This is a genomic window from Isoptericola sp. MSGPD8_1_ISO-PGPR-S23-394, assembly GCF_058072785.1.
The window spans coordinates 33,898-46,857 of record NZ_CM176517.1; the positions used below are offsets into that span (position 1 = coordinate 33,898).

At 73.3% G+C, this 12,960-nt stretch carries 13 protein-coding genes; 7 read left to right on the forward strand and 6 right to left on the reverse strand.

All coding sequences use genetic code 11. From position 1 onward, the window contains the following. Entirely contained in the window at nt 1-795 is a 795-nt protein-coding gene (locus AC3RJ8_RS00165; protein ID WP_489713958.1) for an alpha/beta fold hydrolase, read from the forward strand. A gap of 19 nt (nt 796-814) precedes the next feature. Here AC3RJ8_RS00165 and AC3RJ8_RS00170 read toward each other — a convergent pair whose 3' ends face one another. Genes AC3RJ8_RS00170 through AC3RJ8_RS00180 form a run of 3 tightly spaced genes read right to left on the reverse strand, consistent with a single transcriptional unit; the run spans nt 815 to nt 4,858 of the window. Continuing rightward, nucleotides 815-1,357, reverse strand: a complete 543-nt coding sequence (locus tag AC3RJ8_RS00170) for a hypothetical protein (RefSeq protein ID WP_489713959.1) — start codon at nt 1,355-1,357, stop codon at nt 815-817. Further along, entirely contained in the window at nt 1,347-1,853 is a 507-nt protein-coding gene (locus tag AC3RJ8_RS00175; protein WP_489713960.1) for a pyruvoyl-dependent arginine decarboxylase, read from the reverse strand. The genes AC3RJ8_RS00170 and AC3RJ8_RS00175 overlap by 11 nt, the downstream gene beginning before the upstream one ends. Further along, nucleotides 1,850-4,858 (reverse strand): response regulator, encoded by a 3,009-nt coding sequence (locus tag AC3RJ8_RS00180; RefSeq protein WP_489713961.1) that lies wholly within the window; start codon nt 4,856-4,858, stop codon nt 1,850-1,852. The genes AC3RJ8_RS00175 and AC3RJ8_RS00180 overlap by 4 nt, the downstream gene beginning before the upstream one ends. A 123-nt stretch (nt 4,859-4,981) precedes the next feature. Here AC3RJ8_RS00180 and AC3RJ8_RS00185 point away from each other — a divergent pair, with 123 nt between their 5' ends. The 3 genes from AC3RJ8_RS00185 (at nt 4,982) to AC3RJ8_RS00195 (ending at nt 6,326) form a co-directional block, all read left to right on the forward strand. Continuing rightward, a complete protein-coding gene (locus AC3RJ8_RS00185; protein ID WP_489713962.1) occupies nt 4,982-5,374 on the forward strand; it encodes a response regulator in 393 nt (130 codons plus the stop codon). Next, nucleotides 5,371-5,718, forward strand: coding sequence for an Hpt domain-containing protein (locus AC3RJ8_RS00190; RefSeq protein ID WP_489713963.1), 348 nt, complete (start codon nt 5,371-5,373; stop codon nt 5,716-5,718). The genes AC3RJ8_RS00185 and AC3RJ8_RS00190 overlap by 4 nt, the downstream gene beginning before the upstream one ends. 215 nt (nt 5,719-5,933) lie before the next feature. Further along, nucleotides 5,934-6,326 (forward strand): Hpt domain-containing protein, encoded by a 393-nt coding sequence (locus AC3RJ8_RS00195; RefSeq protein WP_489713964.1) that lies wholly within the window; start codon nt 5,934-5,936, stop codon nt 6,324-6,326. On the opposite strand, the gene AC3RJ8_RS00200 is transcribed toward AC3RJ8_RS00195, so the two are convergent. Both AC3RJ8_RS00200 and AC3RJ8_RS00205 read right to left on the reverse strand, forming a co-directional pair. Beyond that, nucleotides 6,302-7,135 carry a response regulator gene (locus AC3RJ8_RS00200; RefSeq protein WP_489713965.1) on the reverse strand — a complete coding sequence of 278 codons (834 nt, stop codon included), beginning with the start codon at nt 7,133-7,135 and terminating at the stop codon, nt 6,302-6,304. The two genes, AC3RJ8_RS00195 and AC3RJ8_RS00200, sit on opposite strands and share 25 nt — an antisense overlap. 136 nt (nt 7,136-7,271) lie before the next feature. Further along, nucleotides 7,272-7,808, reverse strand: coding sequence for a CGNR zinc finger domain-containing protein (locus AC3RJ8_RS00205; protein WP_489713966.1), 537 nt, complete (start codon nt 7,806-7,808; stop codon nt 7,272-7,274). A 26-nt stretch (nt 7,809-7,834) separates the two neighbouring features. Here AC3RJ8_RS00205 and AC3RJ8_RS00210 point away from each other — a divergent pair, with 26 nt between their 5' ends. Next, the gene (locus AC3RJ8_RS00210; RefSeq protein WP_489713967.1) at nt 7,835-8,086 is read left to right on the forward strand and encodes a hypothetical protein; all 252 of its coding nucleotides are present in this window, start codon (nt 7,835-7,837) and stop codon (nt 8,084-8,086) included. On the opposite strand, the gene bla is transcribed toward AC3RJ8_RS00210, so the two are convergent. Next, nucleotides 8,083-9,015, reverse strand: coding sequence for a class A beta-lactamase (gene bla, locus AC3RJ8_RS00215; RefSeq protein WP_489713968.1), 933 nt, complete (start codon nt 9,013-9,015; stop codon nt 8,083-8,085). The two genes, AC3RJ8_RS00210 and bla, sit on opposite strands and share 4 nt — an antisense overlap. Before the next feature lie 102 nt (nt 9,016-9,117). Here bla and AC3RJ8_RS00220 point away from each other — a divergent pair, with 102 nt between their 5' ends. Together AC3RJ8_RS00220 and AC3RJ8_RS00225 are read left to right on the forward strand one after the other, a co-directional pair. After that, entirely contained in the window at nt 9,118-9,966 is an 849-nt protein-coding gene (locus AC3RJ8_RS00220; RefSeq protein ID WP_489713969.1) for an alpha/beta fold hydrolase, read from the forward strand. A gap of 272 nt (nt 9,967-10,238) precedes the next feature. Then, nucleotides 10,239-12,941, forward strand: coding sequence for a pectate lyase family protein (locus AC3RJ8_RS00225; protein WP_489713970.1), 2,703 nt, complete (start codon nt 10,239-10,241; stop codon nt 12,939-12,941). Nucleotides 12,942-12,960: the final 19 nt, after the last annotated feature.

Genomic DNA, 12,960 nt, shown 5'->3' on the forward strand with positions numbered 1-12,960 from the left:
ATGAGCGAGGTGAGCCCGCGGCACGTCCACGCGCCGGACGGAGCACGGATCGCGGTGTGGAGCAGCGGGTCCGGCCCGCCGCTGCTGCTCGTGCACGGCACGATGTCGGACCACCGGCGGTGGCGGATCACCGAGCACCTCGCCGGCGACCGGACCGTGCACGCGATGGATCGGCGTGGTCGTGGCGGCAGCACCGACGGCCCTCGCTGGTCGCCGGAGCGCGAGGTCGAGGACGTCGTCGCGGTCGTCGAGGCGCTGTCCGACGAGGCGGCGTGGCCGGTCGACGTGCTCGGCCACTCCCTCGGCGGGTACCTGGCGCTGCGGGCCGCGGCCCGCACGTCGCACGTCCGCCGTCTGGTGCTCTACGAGCCCGCGATCGTGGAGCGCCCCCAGCCGGCCGAGCTCGTCACCCGTCTGCGGGCGGCGTCCGACGAGGGCCGGTACGAGGACGTCGTCGAGCTCATGATGCGCGAGGTGCTGCACATGCCGGAGGCCGAGGTCGCCGCGCTGCGCGCCCAGCCGAGCTGGGCGGCCCGGGTGGCCAGCGCGCCGACCGTCCCCCGCGAGGAGAGCGTGCCGCTCGTCCTGGCGCGGGACGAGGCCGCCGCCGTCGCGGCGCCCACCCTCCTGATCCGCGGCGGGGACAGCCCCGCGTTCCTCCAGGACGCCGTGCACGCGGTGGCCGCGTCCGTCCGCGACAGCGAGGTGGTGACGCTGGACGGGCACCAGCACGTCGCCGACCATACGGACCCGGAGATGTTCGCGGCCGTCGTCCGCGAGTTCCTCCTGCGGTGACGTCCCGGCCAGGTGCCCGTCAGTGGAACGTCGTCGCGTAGTACGTCTGGCGGTCCACCGTCTCGACCGTGACGTCCTGCGTGCGCTCGAGATGGCGGCGCAGGTTGTCCGCGAACCGCAGGCCGTTGTCGTTGAACCGGGACACGTCGTACGCGCACACGACCCGGTGCTCGGCGAGGTGGGCGACGAGCGCGTCGATCATGTCCATGAAGGTGCGGGTGGCGCGGCGGCCGGGGTGCGCCAGCGTGAAGCCGATGTACCAGACGGCGCCGCGGGCGGCGTGCTCGGGGTACCGGGCGGCGAAGAACTCGGGGCTGACCCACGGCACGGCGGCGAGGTCGGTGGCGAGCGTGGTCATCCCGACCGCGGTGCCGTCGTCGTCGTGGGCGAGGAGCTTGAGCACGCGCGGGTCGGCCAGCTCCTCGTCGAACTCCTCGCGGTGCAGCACGTGGCGGGCGGCGGCGCGGGTGCGCAGGGGTTCGAAGGCCTCGAGGTAGAGCTGCCAGAAGCGGTCGGCGACCGCGCCGTCCACGGTCGTCTCGAACGTGACGTCAGCGGGCATCGCCCAGCTCCTCCCATCCGGCGCGCCGGAACGTCGCGACGACGACGGCGCACACGGGCAACGTCTCGCACGTGAGGCCGGCGATCCGCCGGCCCTTCGGGTGGTAGACGTTGCCGCGGGCCGCGGACAGGTCCTCGAGGCTGTGGACGAGGTCGGTGGCGACCTGCTCGTGGGAGGGCCCCTCGTGCTCGACGAAGAGCCCCGCGCCGGTGCCGTCGTCGTGCTGGGACCAGCCGATGCCCGCCCAGGCCTCGTGCCCCGGCAGGGAGGCGTGCGCCTCGGCGTACACGCAGTACAGGGCGTCGCCGTGCTCCCCGGGCAGCTGGTCCGGACCGTCCACCTCAAGGACCCTGCTGCCGGGCGGGATGACCGAGCTCAGCCGGACGAGGTTGAAGTCGCCGACGCCGGCGGCTACCAGGGCGGCGTCGAAGGCCGCGAGGGTGGTCCGGCCGGTGCCGGTGCCGGTGCTGACGCGGATGGTCAAAGGCTCGCTCATGGGTTCCTCGGGGTTCGGGTGACGGGTTGTGCGGCGCCGGCCCGGCCGGCGACGACGTCCAGGAGGTCGAGGACCTGTCGCAGGAGGGCGTCGGGCGCCGCGTGCTCCTTGGCGAGGACGACAGTACGGCCCGGCGGGAGGCCATCGATCTCCCCGGCTCCGACCGGGGCGCCGGAGTAGACCACGATCGGCACCTCCCGCAGCCGCCCGTCGCTGCGCAGGTCGGCGACGACGTCGTGGCCGGAGCCGTCCGGGAGGCCCAGGTCGAGCACCACGATGTCCGGCGGGACGGCAGCCAGCGCGGCCCGCGCCTCGCCGACCGTGTGTGCCTGGGTAACGACGAGACCGCCGGTCTCGAGCACCTCCGCGACGACGCCGCGCAGGTCGTCGTCGTCCTCCACGACGAGGACGCTCGCGTGGTGCGGCCGGCGGCGGGCGACGTCGCGCACGGTGGCGACGAGCCGGTGCGGTTCGACGGGCTTGACCAGCCACCCGTCCGCCAGGGCGGCGGCCCGGCGCGCCCCGGCCGGGTCCGTGCCCGAGACCACGACCACGGGGACCTGCGCCGTCGCCGCCGTGCGTCGCAGCCGGGCCAGCACCTCGGCACCGTCCGTGCCCGGCATGGCCAGGTCGAGGACGATCGCGGCAGGATGCTCCGCGGCGACCGTCTCGACCGCCGCGTCGCCGTCGGTCGTGCCCACCACGGCGTACCCGCGCTCCTCGAGCAGCGTGCACAGCACGTCCACGACGTAGGGGTCGTCGTCGACGACGACGACCCGGGGCCGGTCCACCTCGCTGTCGTCCGCGGGTGCCGGGGGCTCGACCGGGAACGGGCCCGAGGAGTCGGCCGAAGCGCGCGCCGGCGCGGCCAGGACGTCGGGCGAGCTCTGCCTGCCGGCCGCCGCGCCGCCGTCGGCGGGATCGTGCGGCGGTGCGGCTCCCGGGCCGACGCGGCGCAGGGTGAACCGCATGCTCGACCCCGTCCCCTCGCCGTCGCTGACCGCCCAGATCCGTCCGCCGTGGCGTTCGACGATGCCTCGCGCGATCGGCAGGCCGAGCCCGGTCCCGCCGCGCTCGCGGGCGTCGGACGTGTCGACCTGCTCGAACCGGCGGAACACCGTCTCCAGCTTGTCCGGCGGGATACCGCGTCCCTGGTCGTCGATGCGCACCTCGATCATGTCCCCGACGGGGAGGATGCTGGTACGCACGACCGCTCCGGGCGGGGAGAACTTCACGGCGTTCGACAGTAGGTTGACCAGCGTCTGCACGATGCGGTCGGCATCGGCCCTCACGACCTCCGCGGAGCGTTCGCTCTCCAGCGTGACGGCCGCCGTGTCGGCGAGGACCGCTACCTGTTCCACGGCGGCCTCCACGAGCGCGTCCACCGGGTGGTCCGCCAGGTCGAGCGGCGTGGAGCCGGCCGCCATCCGCTCGATGTCGAGGATGTCGTCGACCAGCCGGCCGAGGCGCTCGCTGCTGGTCAGGGCGATGTGGACCATCCGCCGTGCCCGCTCGGGCTCGCTCCCGAGCACGCCGGAGTCCAGCAGGCCCAGCGCGCCGCGGATCGACGTCAGGGGTGTGCGCAGCTCGTGGCTGACCACGGAGACGAACTCGTCCTTGATGCGCTCCATCTCCCGACGCTCGGTGATGTCGCGGAAGACGACCACCGCCCCGCGGATCGCGCCGTCGTCGCGCAGCGGGCTGGCGGTGACCTCGACCGGGACCTCCTTGCCGTCGACCCGCCGGTAGACGTCCTGCTCACCGGTGCTGGTGACGCCGTCACGCACGGCCTCGGTGATGTAGCAGCCCTCGACCGGGTACGGGGTCCCGTCCGGGCCGGGCGCGTGGAAGGTGGCGTGCGCGTCCAGACCGACCAGGTCGGCGGGCGTCGCACCGAGCGTGCGGGACCCGGCGGCGTTGACGAAGGTCAGCCGGCCCTCGGCGTCGACACCGTAGATGCCGTCCGCGACGGACTCGAGGGTGCGTTCCCGTTCGCCGGCGAGGGCGCGCAGCTGGGCGGTCCGGTCCTGCACCCGCTGCTCGAGGCCGTGACGCAGCGACTCGTTGTCCACGACGACCAGGATCTGCCGCGCCACCACCGCGACGAGCACCGCGGCCCACAGGGTGTCCGCCGCCCACGGGAACGCCTCGTTCGACTGGACCACGCGGACCAGCGCCGCCGCCAGGAAGAGGCAGAACGTGACGACGGTCCCGAGCACGGGCGAGCCGTCGCGGCGTTGGGCGCCGAGCGGGCTCCCGGAGGCGGCAGGGTGCCGGGCGGCGACGGCGATGGCGAGGTATCCCCCGATCCAGCCGAGGTCGACGGGGGTGCCGAAGGAGAAGGAGCCGCCGGCAGAGAGCAACGCGAAGGCGACGTCGGCGACGGCGTACAGGACGAAACCGCTCCCGACGAGGACCAGGGGGACGCGCTCGGCGGCGGGCGATCGCGTCATGACGAGCACCGCGAGGGTGGCCAGCAGCGCGTCGACCACGGGCAGGGCGTAGGCGCTGATCGCGGGCTGGGCGGACCACTCTTGCTGGCCGATGACGACGGCGAACACCGCGATGTACAGGACCGACCCGCCCACGACCGTGCTGTCGAGCAGCATGCGCACGATGTCCCGGCCCCGTGGCCGCACGGTGGGGAACAGGGCGAGGCCGACGACGCCGAGCACCAGTGCTGCCAGGTAGGCGGCGTCGCCCGTGGCCGGGTCGCCCACGAGCCCGGCGTAGACGTTCCCCAGCAGCCCGACGGCGCCCCCGAGCGACAAGGCTCCCCAGGCGCGGCGCCGCCGACCTGTCGAACGGGCGGCGCGCCAGGCACAGCTCACGGAGGCCAGGACCGCGACGGCGCCGAGCGCGACCTGGGACACCAGCTCGCGGACCGCCGTCTCGAACGGACCCGCGAGCACGACGGCGAGCAGCAGCAGTGCTCCCCCGCCGGCCCAGCACCAGCGCAGGAACACGCTGTGCGCTCGTGCCGCAGCGCTGTGCGCGTCACTCATGGCCCGAGCGTAGGTGACGGCCGCCGGCGCCGCCGTTCGTCCGGTGGTGGCCCCGGGCGACGGGCACCGTCCGCCGTCCCGGGGTACGGTCGTCGAGACCCTGACACGGGGGAGCGGGGGCCGGTGAGCGTGGGAACGAGCGGACGGTGCGTGGTGGTCGTCGACGACGACCCCTCGATCCGAGAGGTGGCAGCGCTGTCGTTGTCCGCCGTCGGGGGGCACGACGTGCAGACGGCCGCGGACGGGGCCGACGGCGTCGAGCTGGCCCGCCGGGTGCGACCCGACGCGGTCCTCCTGGACGTCATGATGCCCGCGCTGGACGGTCCGACCGTGCTCGCGCAGATGCGTGCCATCGACGTGCTGCGGGACGTGCCCGTCGTGTTCCTCACCGCGAAGGTCGGTGCGCAGGAGATCCGGCGGCTCGACGGGCTGGGCGCGGTCGGGGTGATCACCAAGCCGTTCGACCCGCTCGGGCTGCCGGGCCGGCTGGCCGACGTCCTCGGGTGGGACGAGTGAGCGGGGGGCCGCGCGCGGACGACGGCTGGGCGGACGACCGCGCGATGGACGACGCCGTGGCGCGGCTCGCGGGCGATGCCCGACGCCGCAACCTGGCTCGTGCGGAGCGCGTCCTGGTGCTGGTGGGCCCCGCGGCGCGGGGACACGCCGGGCCGGACGGCGAGGCCCGCGAGGAGGCCGCGCTGCTGTGCCACTCGATGGCGGGCTCGGCGGGGACGTTCGGCGACGACGAGCTCGCGGCCGCCGCGCTGCGCCTCGAGTCCGTGCTCCTCGGCGGGGACGCGGACCTCCTGCCCGCCGCCGCCGACCGGCTGCGCGAGTCGGTCGACGCCCTGCGGCCCTGAGGACGACGGCTCCACCGGCCCTGGTGGTGCGCCCGTCTTGAGGAAATTCTGAGCGGTTCCTGCCGAGATCGGCAGCCCGCCGCGAGGTCGGTTCCCCACGATCGAAGGTGATGAAGCCGATCGATCCTGGAGCCCGCCATGACCGTCCTGCCCCCGCAGCGCTCATCGTCGACGCTCCGAGGAGCCGCGCGGGACGAGCCGACCGAGGCGCGGGCATGATCGGCCCGGAGCCGGTGGCCGCGGTGGCGCGCGCCTGGCAGGACCTCATCGACGAGCTCGACGGTGACGAGGCGGCCGTGGACCGGTTCGCGACGATCTGGCTCGAGCTGCTGCCCCGCCGGCTCACGTCGTGCCGCCGGGCCCTCGCCCGGGGCGACCGGGAGTCGGCACGCGTGCGGTTGCTGACGCTGCACAGCTCGGCGGTGATGCTGGGTCTGGACGACTTCGCCCGGACGGCGTGGCGGTGCCAGACGGCGTTGGACGAGGTGCGGGGTGACGACGACGTGACGTCGGCGCGCAGCCTGGCGCGGGACCTGGTGGACGAGGCCCAGTCCGCCGCTGCCCTGGTGCGGGCGGCGCTGGGTCAGGCCCGCTGGTCGAAGCGGTAGCCCACCCCGCGCACGGTGCGGATCCACCGGGGAGCAGACGGGTCGTCACCGATCTTGCGGCGCAGGTTCGCCATGTGGACCTCGATGCTGCGTCGGTCGGCCGGCGTGACCGGCGTCCCGGCGTCGTACTCGTCGCCCCACAGCACGCGGACCAGGGCGTCCTTGGCCAGGACGCGTCCGGGAGCGCGGGCGAGCGCGGCCAGCAGGTCGAACTCGGAGCGGGTGAGGTGGACCTCCGACCCCTCCACGCTGACCGTGCGTCCCGCGGTGTCGACGAGCAGCCCGTCGGCGGCGGTCGGCGCCGACGGGTCGGAGCCGTCGGGCAGCACGGGGGCCGGCACGACCGGTCCCGGCGGTGCCGCCGGGCTGGCCGCGCCTGCGGCTCCCGGTGGGGCGTCGCGACGCTGCCGGCGCAGGATGGCCTCGATGCGGGCGCGCAGCTCGCGGGGCCGGAACGGCTTGGTCTGGTAGTCGTCCGCCCCGGCGTCGAGACCCATCAGGGCGTCGATCTCGTCGGTGCGTGCGGTGAGCATGACGACGAACGTGTTCGACACGGCGCGGATGCGGCGGCACACCTCGAAGCCGTCGATGTCGGGCAGCGAGACGTCGAGCGTCGTCACCAAGGGGTCGGTCCGGGTCACCAGCTCGACACCGCTGATCCCGTCCACGGCCGTGTACGTGATGAACCCGGCCTGGGTGAGCACCTCGTCCAGCAGCGAGCGGATCTCGGCGTCGTCCTCGACGATGACTGCGGTGCGCGCGCGGCCGACGTCGTGGCCGGGTCGGCCCGGTGTCGGTCCAGCGGTCATCCCGCCACGGTAGTGGGCGGTTGCCCGGAGCGCACGGAAACCGCCGGATGCGTGACCTCAAGGGATCCTCAAACCCGGGGCCGGCGTCCGGCCCCGACTCGGCCCTGGTGCTGCCCCGGCCCTGGTCAGGCCCTCGTCAGGCCCCGGCGCGCGCCCGGTGGCGCCGTACCGCGGACCGGTTGGCGCAGCGCACGGAACAATAGCGCCGGCGGCCGTTGCGGGTGACGTCGACGACGACGGCGCGGCACGGGTCGCCGGGTTCGCCCCCGGCGGCGCACCGGCGCAGACGGTGCATGCCGCGGGTCGTGAGGTGCAACGCCGTGCCGACGCTGATGACGGCATGGAGCACGTGGGGCAACGACTGGTCCTCGTCGCGGTAGTGCAGGTGCCATCCCTCGTCGTCGTGGTCGGTGAGCCGAGGATAGGCCGCGGCGGCTGCCATCTGGGCGTTGAGCTGGAGCGCCCTCTCGGCGTCGTCCCGGGCGTCGACGACGCGGAGCCAGCCGTCGATGACGCGTCGTGTCCGGGGGTGGTCGTCGGGCGCGACCGGGAACGCCATCGTCATGCCGAACTGGCGCGTCCGGGACTCGATGCCGGCCCGGTCGGCGGGCCAGTCGTCGGCCAGCGAGGCGGCGAGGAGCACCGCGTACTCGCCGTAAGGGTTGAGGTGCACAAGACCATGACACCACGCTGGGGGACATGACGACACTCGAGGTTCACGACGACCGCGGCTACGCCGCTCCAGCGACCGTCCACGAGCACGGCTGGCTCGTGGAGTCCAGCCACGAGACGTCGACCGGCCGCCTGCTCTACGTCCGGTGCGTGGACTGCGGTGCGCGCCGCGTCGACCAGCAGGACCACCGCCGTCGTCCCCCGGTCCCCCTGAGCAGGGAGCTGCGCGCGGCCCCGGACGGTCCCGGCGCTCCGACCCGTCGAGAGCCGGTCCGCTAGCGGAACCGATCCAGGACGGTCGCCGCGACCTGCTCGACGAGCGCGTCCGCGGAGCCGGCGTCGGCGTCCTCGCGCTCGGTGAGGACCGTCAGCACGATCGGTTCGCGACCCGGGGGCGTGACGACGGCGACGTCGTGGCGGAGCGCGCCTGCGCCACCGGACTTGTCGGCGACCGTCCAGCCGTCGGGGGCGCCCGCACGGACCAGCGCGTCGCCCGTCGGGTTGCCCGTCATCCACTCGACGAGCCGATCGACGTCCTGCGGGTCGAGCCACCCGCCGTGCAGGACCGCGTCGAGGTCCGCCGTGAACGCGGCGGGCGTGGTCGTGTCGGCCGTGCTGCCGGGCTCGACGGTGTTCAGGTCGGGCTCGGTCCGTGCCGGTTCGGTCGTTCTGTCGCCGAGCCGCTCGAACGCCGCACGGAGACCCGCGGGTCCGCCGATGTGCTCGAAGAGGATGTTGGTCGCCGCGTTGTCGCTGTCCCGGACGGCCGCCTCGGCCAGCTCGTCGAGCGTGAGACCGCCGTCGACGTGCGCGCCGGTGACCGGCGCGTAGCCGGCGGCGTCCACGTCCTCCTGCGACCAGGTCACCTGCTCGGCGCGCTGCTCGGCGGTGGTGGTGCGCAACAGCTCGGCGACCACGAAGACCTTGATCGTGGACGCGTAGCCCCAGCGTTCGTCCCCACGGTGGACGACGGTCTCGCCGGTGCCCGTGTCGAGGGCGGCGACCCCGATGCGGGCGTCGAGCTCGTCCTCGAGGTCCGCCAGGTCGTGGTCGAGGGCAGGAACGGCTGACGGGCTCGCGACGGTCGGGCTCGGCGTGGTGCCGGGTGTGGTCGAGGCCGTCGGCGGCTGCTCCCCGGAGGTCGCCGTGCAGGCGGTGAGGCTCAGCGCGACGCACCCGGCCAGGATCCAGCGGGCGGGGTGCGGCATCGACGTTCCCCTCGGTGGTCGGAGCCGACACACCCTCGACGAGGTGCGTCGGGGCCGGCGTGCCCGGCCCGTCACGAGGGAGCCTGCCACGAGACTGACGGGGTGAAGAACTCGGTCGAACCCCACCGGTCGCACGTGATCGACCTCCCTGACGGGCGCACCCTCATGGTCCACGACACCGGCCCGGAGGAAGCCGACGCGCCGACCGTCGTCTGGCACCACGGCACGCCGCAGTCCGGTGCCCTGCTGGCGCCCGTGGTCGAGGCGGCTGCGGCGCGCGGGCTGCGTGTGCTCTCCCCCGCCCGCGCCGGCTACGGCGGGTCGACGCGCGTACCGGGCAGGTCCGTGGCCGACGCCGCGGCCGACGTGAGCCGAGCGCTCACCGTGCTCGGCGTGAGCTCGTGCTACGCCGTCGGCGCCTCCGGCGGCGGACCGCACGCTCTCGCCCTGGCCGGGTCGCGCCCCGACGTCGTGCGCGGCGCGGTGACCCTCGCGGGCGTCGCCCCGTACGACGGCACCGAGCGATGGTTCGCCGGAATGGCCGACGACGGCGGGCTGCGGGCCGCGCTCGCCGGCCCGGACGCACGCGAGGCGTACGCCGAGACGGCCGAGTTCGACGAGTCGAGCTTCACCGGAGCGGACTACACGATGCTCTCCGGACGGTGGTCCGGGCTGGGCGACGACGCCGTGCGGGCCGGCCAGGAGTGGCCGGGCGGCGCGGTGGACGACGACGTCGCGTACGTCCGCCCGTGGGGGACGGCGCTCGCGGACGTCGCCGTGCCGGTCCTCGTGGTGCAGCGCGGCGAGGACCGGGTCGTCCCGCAGCATCACGGTGAGCGGCTGCTCGACGGGCTGCCGGCGGGCGAGCTGTTGCTCCGGCCGCGCGACGGCCACGTCAGCGTCCTGGCCGCGCTGCCGGTCGCGCTGGACTGGCTGCTCGCGCTCGGCTGACCGGAGGTCGCGAGGCGCGCAACCTGGTAGCGGATGAAAACGCGGGTGAACTTGCGCGCCGAGAAACCGGTCTCTAGTGTGAGAAATCGGTTCCCGATGGGACCGGTCTCATCCGGGTGCTGCTGCCTCACCGACGAAGCGGCAGCACGACAGGGGCTCTTCGATGAGGCAGCGCGGCACCCGACGGCCACCGCGACGAAGCGGTCGCCGTCGGACCATGACGCGTCGCACCACCGCAACCGCATGCCCGATTTCGATCACGAAGTGAGGCAATGATGAGAACGACAGCCGCAAGACGGCTCACGGCGGGAGGGGCCACGCTGGCCCTGGCCGCCACGATGGGTATGACCGCCCTGTGGATGACGGACGCGCAGGCCGCGACCGGCAACGCCACAGGATTCGCCACCCAGAACGGCGGGACCACCGGCGGCGCCGGCGGACAGACCGTCAGCGCCAGCACCGGGACCGAGATCCACCAGGCGCTGTGCTCCCGTGCCAGCAGCGACACCCCGATCATCATCGAGGTCGAGGGCACCATCAACCACGGCAACACCAGCAAGGTGTCCGGGGACAGCTGCAACACCGCCGACGACAAGATCGAGCTCAAGGAGATCAGCAACGTCACGCTGGTCGGCGTGGGCAGCGGTGCCCTGTTCGACGAGCTCGGCATCCACGTCCGCTCGGCGGACAACATCATCCTGCAGAACCTGCACGTGCGGAACGTCAAGAAGTCCGGTTCCCCGACGTCCAACGGCGGCGACGCCATCGGCATGGAGAGCGACGTCAGCAACGTCTGGGCCGACCACCTCACGCTCGAGGCGTCCGGCGGCGAGTCCGAGGGCTACGACGCGCTGTTCGACATGAAGGCGGACACGACGCACGTGACGCTGTCGTACTCGATCCTGCGCAACTCCGGGCGAGGCGGCCTCGTGGGCTCCAGCGACGGCGACACGGGCAACGGTCCCGTCACCTACCACCACAACCTCTACGAGAACATCGACTCCCGTACGCCGCTGCTGCGTGCCGGGACGGCGCACACGTACAACAACCACTTCGTGGGCCTGACCAAGTCGGGCATCAACTCCCGCCTCGGCGCGGAGGCGCTGGTCGAGAACAACTACTTCGAGGACTCGAAGGACCCGCTCGGCACCTTCTACACGGACGACATGGGGTACTGGGAGGTCAGCGGCAACATCTGGGACAACATCACCTGGTCCTCGGACGGCTCGGACAACCACCCCGCCGGGCCGAACCCGACGTCGACCACCTCGGTGTCCGTGCCGTACTCCTACCAGCTCAACGACGCCCAGTGCGTCCCGAACCTGCTCGCCGCCACCGCCGGCGCGAACAAGGGGCTCCGGGTCTCGGACGGCTCGTGCTCGCCGCAGAACCCCGACCCGACGCCGGACCCGGACCCGACGCCGGACCCGGACCCGACGCCGGACCCGGACCCGACGGACCCGCCCACCGGCGAGAACCTCAGCATCGGTGCGGGCTCGGACGGTTCGAGCAAGGCCAGCGGCACCAGCTACGGCAACGTGCGTGACGGCGACATGAGCAGCTACTGGTCGCCGTCGAGCTCGACCGGCCGGATCTCGGTCAAGTGGGGCACCGACACCACCGTGTCCTCGATCAACATCCGCGAGGCCGCGGGCGCCGTGGGCAACATCGGCTCGTGGCAGGTCGTCAACCACGACAACGACCAGGTGCTGGCCACCGGCAACGGAGCCGGCGTGATCGACATCCCGACGACGTCGCTCAGCAAGATCGACTTCGTCATCACGTCCTCGAGCGGCACGCCCCGCGTCGGCGAGTTCGAGACCTACGCGGGAGACCCCGGCACCGACCCGACGCCGGACCCGGACCCGACCGACGAGCCGGACCCGGACCCGACCGACGAGCCCCAGCCTGGCGCCGACACCATCTACGTCGCCCCGGGCGGCTCCTCCGGCGCCTCCGGGACGGAGAGCGACCCGACCACGCTCACCGCGGCGATCGACCGGGTCAACGCGGGCGGCGAGATCTTCCTGCGGGGCGGCACGTACGACCTGGCCGACACGGTCACGATCGAGCCCGGCAACGACGGCACCGCGGGCGACCGCACCCTGCTCTCCGCCTACCCGGGCGAGACGCCGGTGCTCGACTTCTCCGCCCAGGCGGAGGACTCCTCGAACCGCGGCCTCGCCATCGGTGGGGACTACTGGCACGTCTACGGGATCGTCGTCCAGCACGCCGGGGACAACGGCATCCTGCTCGGCGGCGACCACAACGTCATCGAGCGTGTCGTGACCCGGTACAACCACGACACCGGCCTGCAGCTCTCCCGCCTGATCGCGGGAGCGCCGTCGGACCAGTGGCCGTCGTACAACCTCATCGTCAGCAGCGAGTCGCACGACAACGCCGACTCGGACGGGGAGGACGCAGACGGCTTCGCGGCCAAGCTCACGTCCGGGCCGGGGAACGTCTTCCGCGACACGGTGGCGCACCACAACATCGACGACGGCTGGGACCTGTACACGAAGACCGAGACGGGGCCGATCGGTGAGGTGACCATCGAGAGCTCGCTGGCGTTCGAGAACGGCACGCTGTCGGACGGTTCCCAGTCCGGCGACGGCGACCGCAACGGTTTCAAGCTCGGCGGCGAGGACATCCGTGTCGACCACGTCGTGCGCGGCTCGTACGCGGTGGACAACGGCAAGCACGGGTTCACGTACAACCGGAACCTTGGTTCGATGTCGGTCACCGGGAACGTGTCGATCGGCAACGAGGAACGGAACTTCAACTTCGACGGCGGATCCTCCGTGTTCAGCGGGAACGTCTCCTGCGACAGCGGGTCCACCGACCGCTACCGTGGCACCGACGCGGGAGGGAACTCCTTCTGGGACGGCTCGAACGGATCGGCGTGCGGCCAGTACGCCGGTGACCTGGCCTGGTCGTTCACGGCCGACGGGTCGCTGGACGTCACGTTCGGCTAGCCGCGGCAGCCTCGTCCGC

Coding starts and splice junctions, on each gene's coding strand:
- AC3RJ8_RS00165 (WP_489713958.1), top strand. CDS start 1: ATGAGCGAGGTGAGCCCGCGGCACGTCCACGCGCCGGACGGAGCACGG.
- AC3RJ8_RS00170 (WP_489713959.1), bottom strand. CDS start 1,357: ATGCCCGCTGACGTCACGTTCGAGACGACCGTGGACGGCGCGGTCGCC.
- AC3RJ8_RS00175 (WP_489713960.1), bottom strand. CDS start 1,853: ATGAGCGAGCCTTTGACCATCCGCGTCAGCACCGGCACCGGCACCGGC.
- AC3RJ8_RS00180 (WP_489713961.1), bottom strand. CDS start 4,858: ATGAGTGACGCGCACAGCGCTGCGGCACGAGCGCACAGCGTGTTCCTG.
- AC3RJ8_RS00195 (WP_489713964.1), top strand. CDS start 5,934: ATGATCGGCCCGGAGCCGGTGGCCGCGGTGGCGCGCGCCTGGCAGGAC.
- AC3RJ8_RS00200 (WP_489713965.1), bottom strand. CDS start 7,135: ATGACCGCTGGACCGACACCGGGCCGACCCGGCCACGACGTCGGCCGC.
- AC3RJ8_RS00210 (WP_489713967.1), top strand. CDS start 7,835: ATGACGACACTCGAGGTTCACGACGACCGCGGCTACGCCGCTCCAGCG.
- bla (WP_489713968.1), bottom strand. CDS start 9,015: ATGCCGCACCCCGCCCGCTGGATCCTGGCCGGGTGCGTCGCGCTGAGC.
- AC3RJ8_RS00225 (WP_489713970.1), top strand. CDS start 10,239: ATGATGAGAACGACAGCCGCAAGACGGCTCACGGCGGGAGGGGCCACG.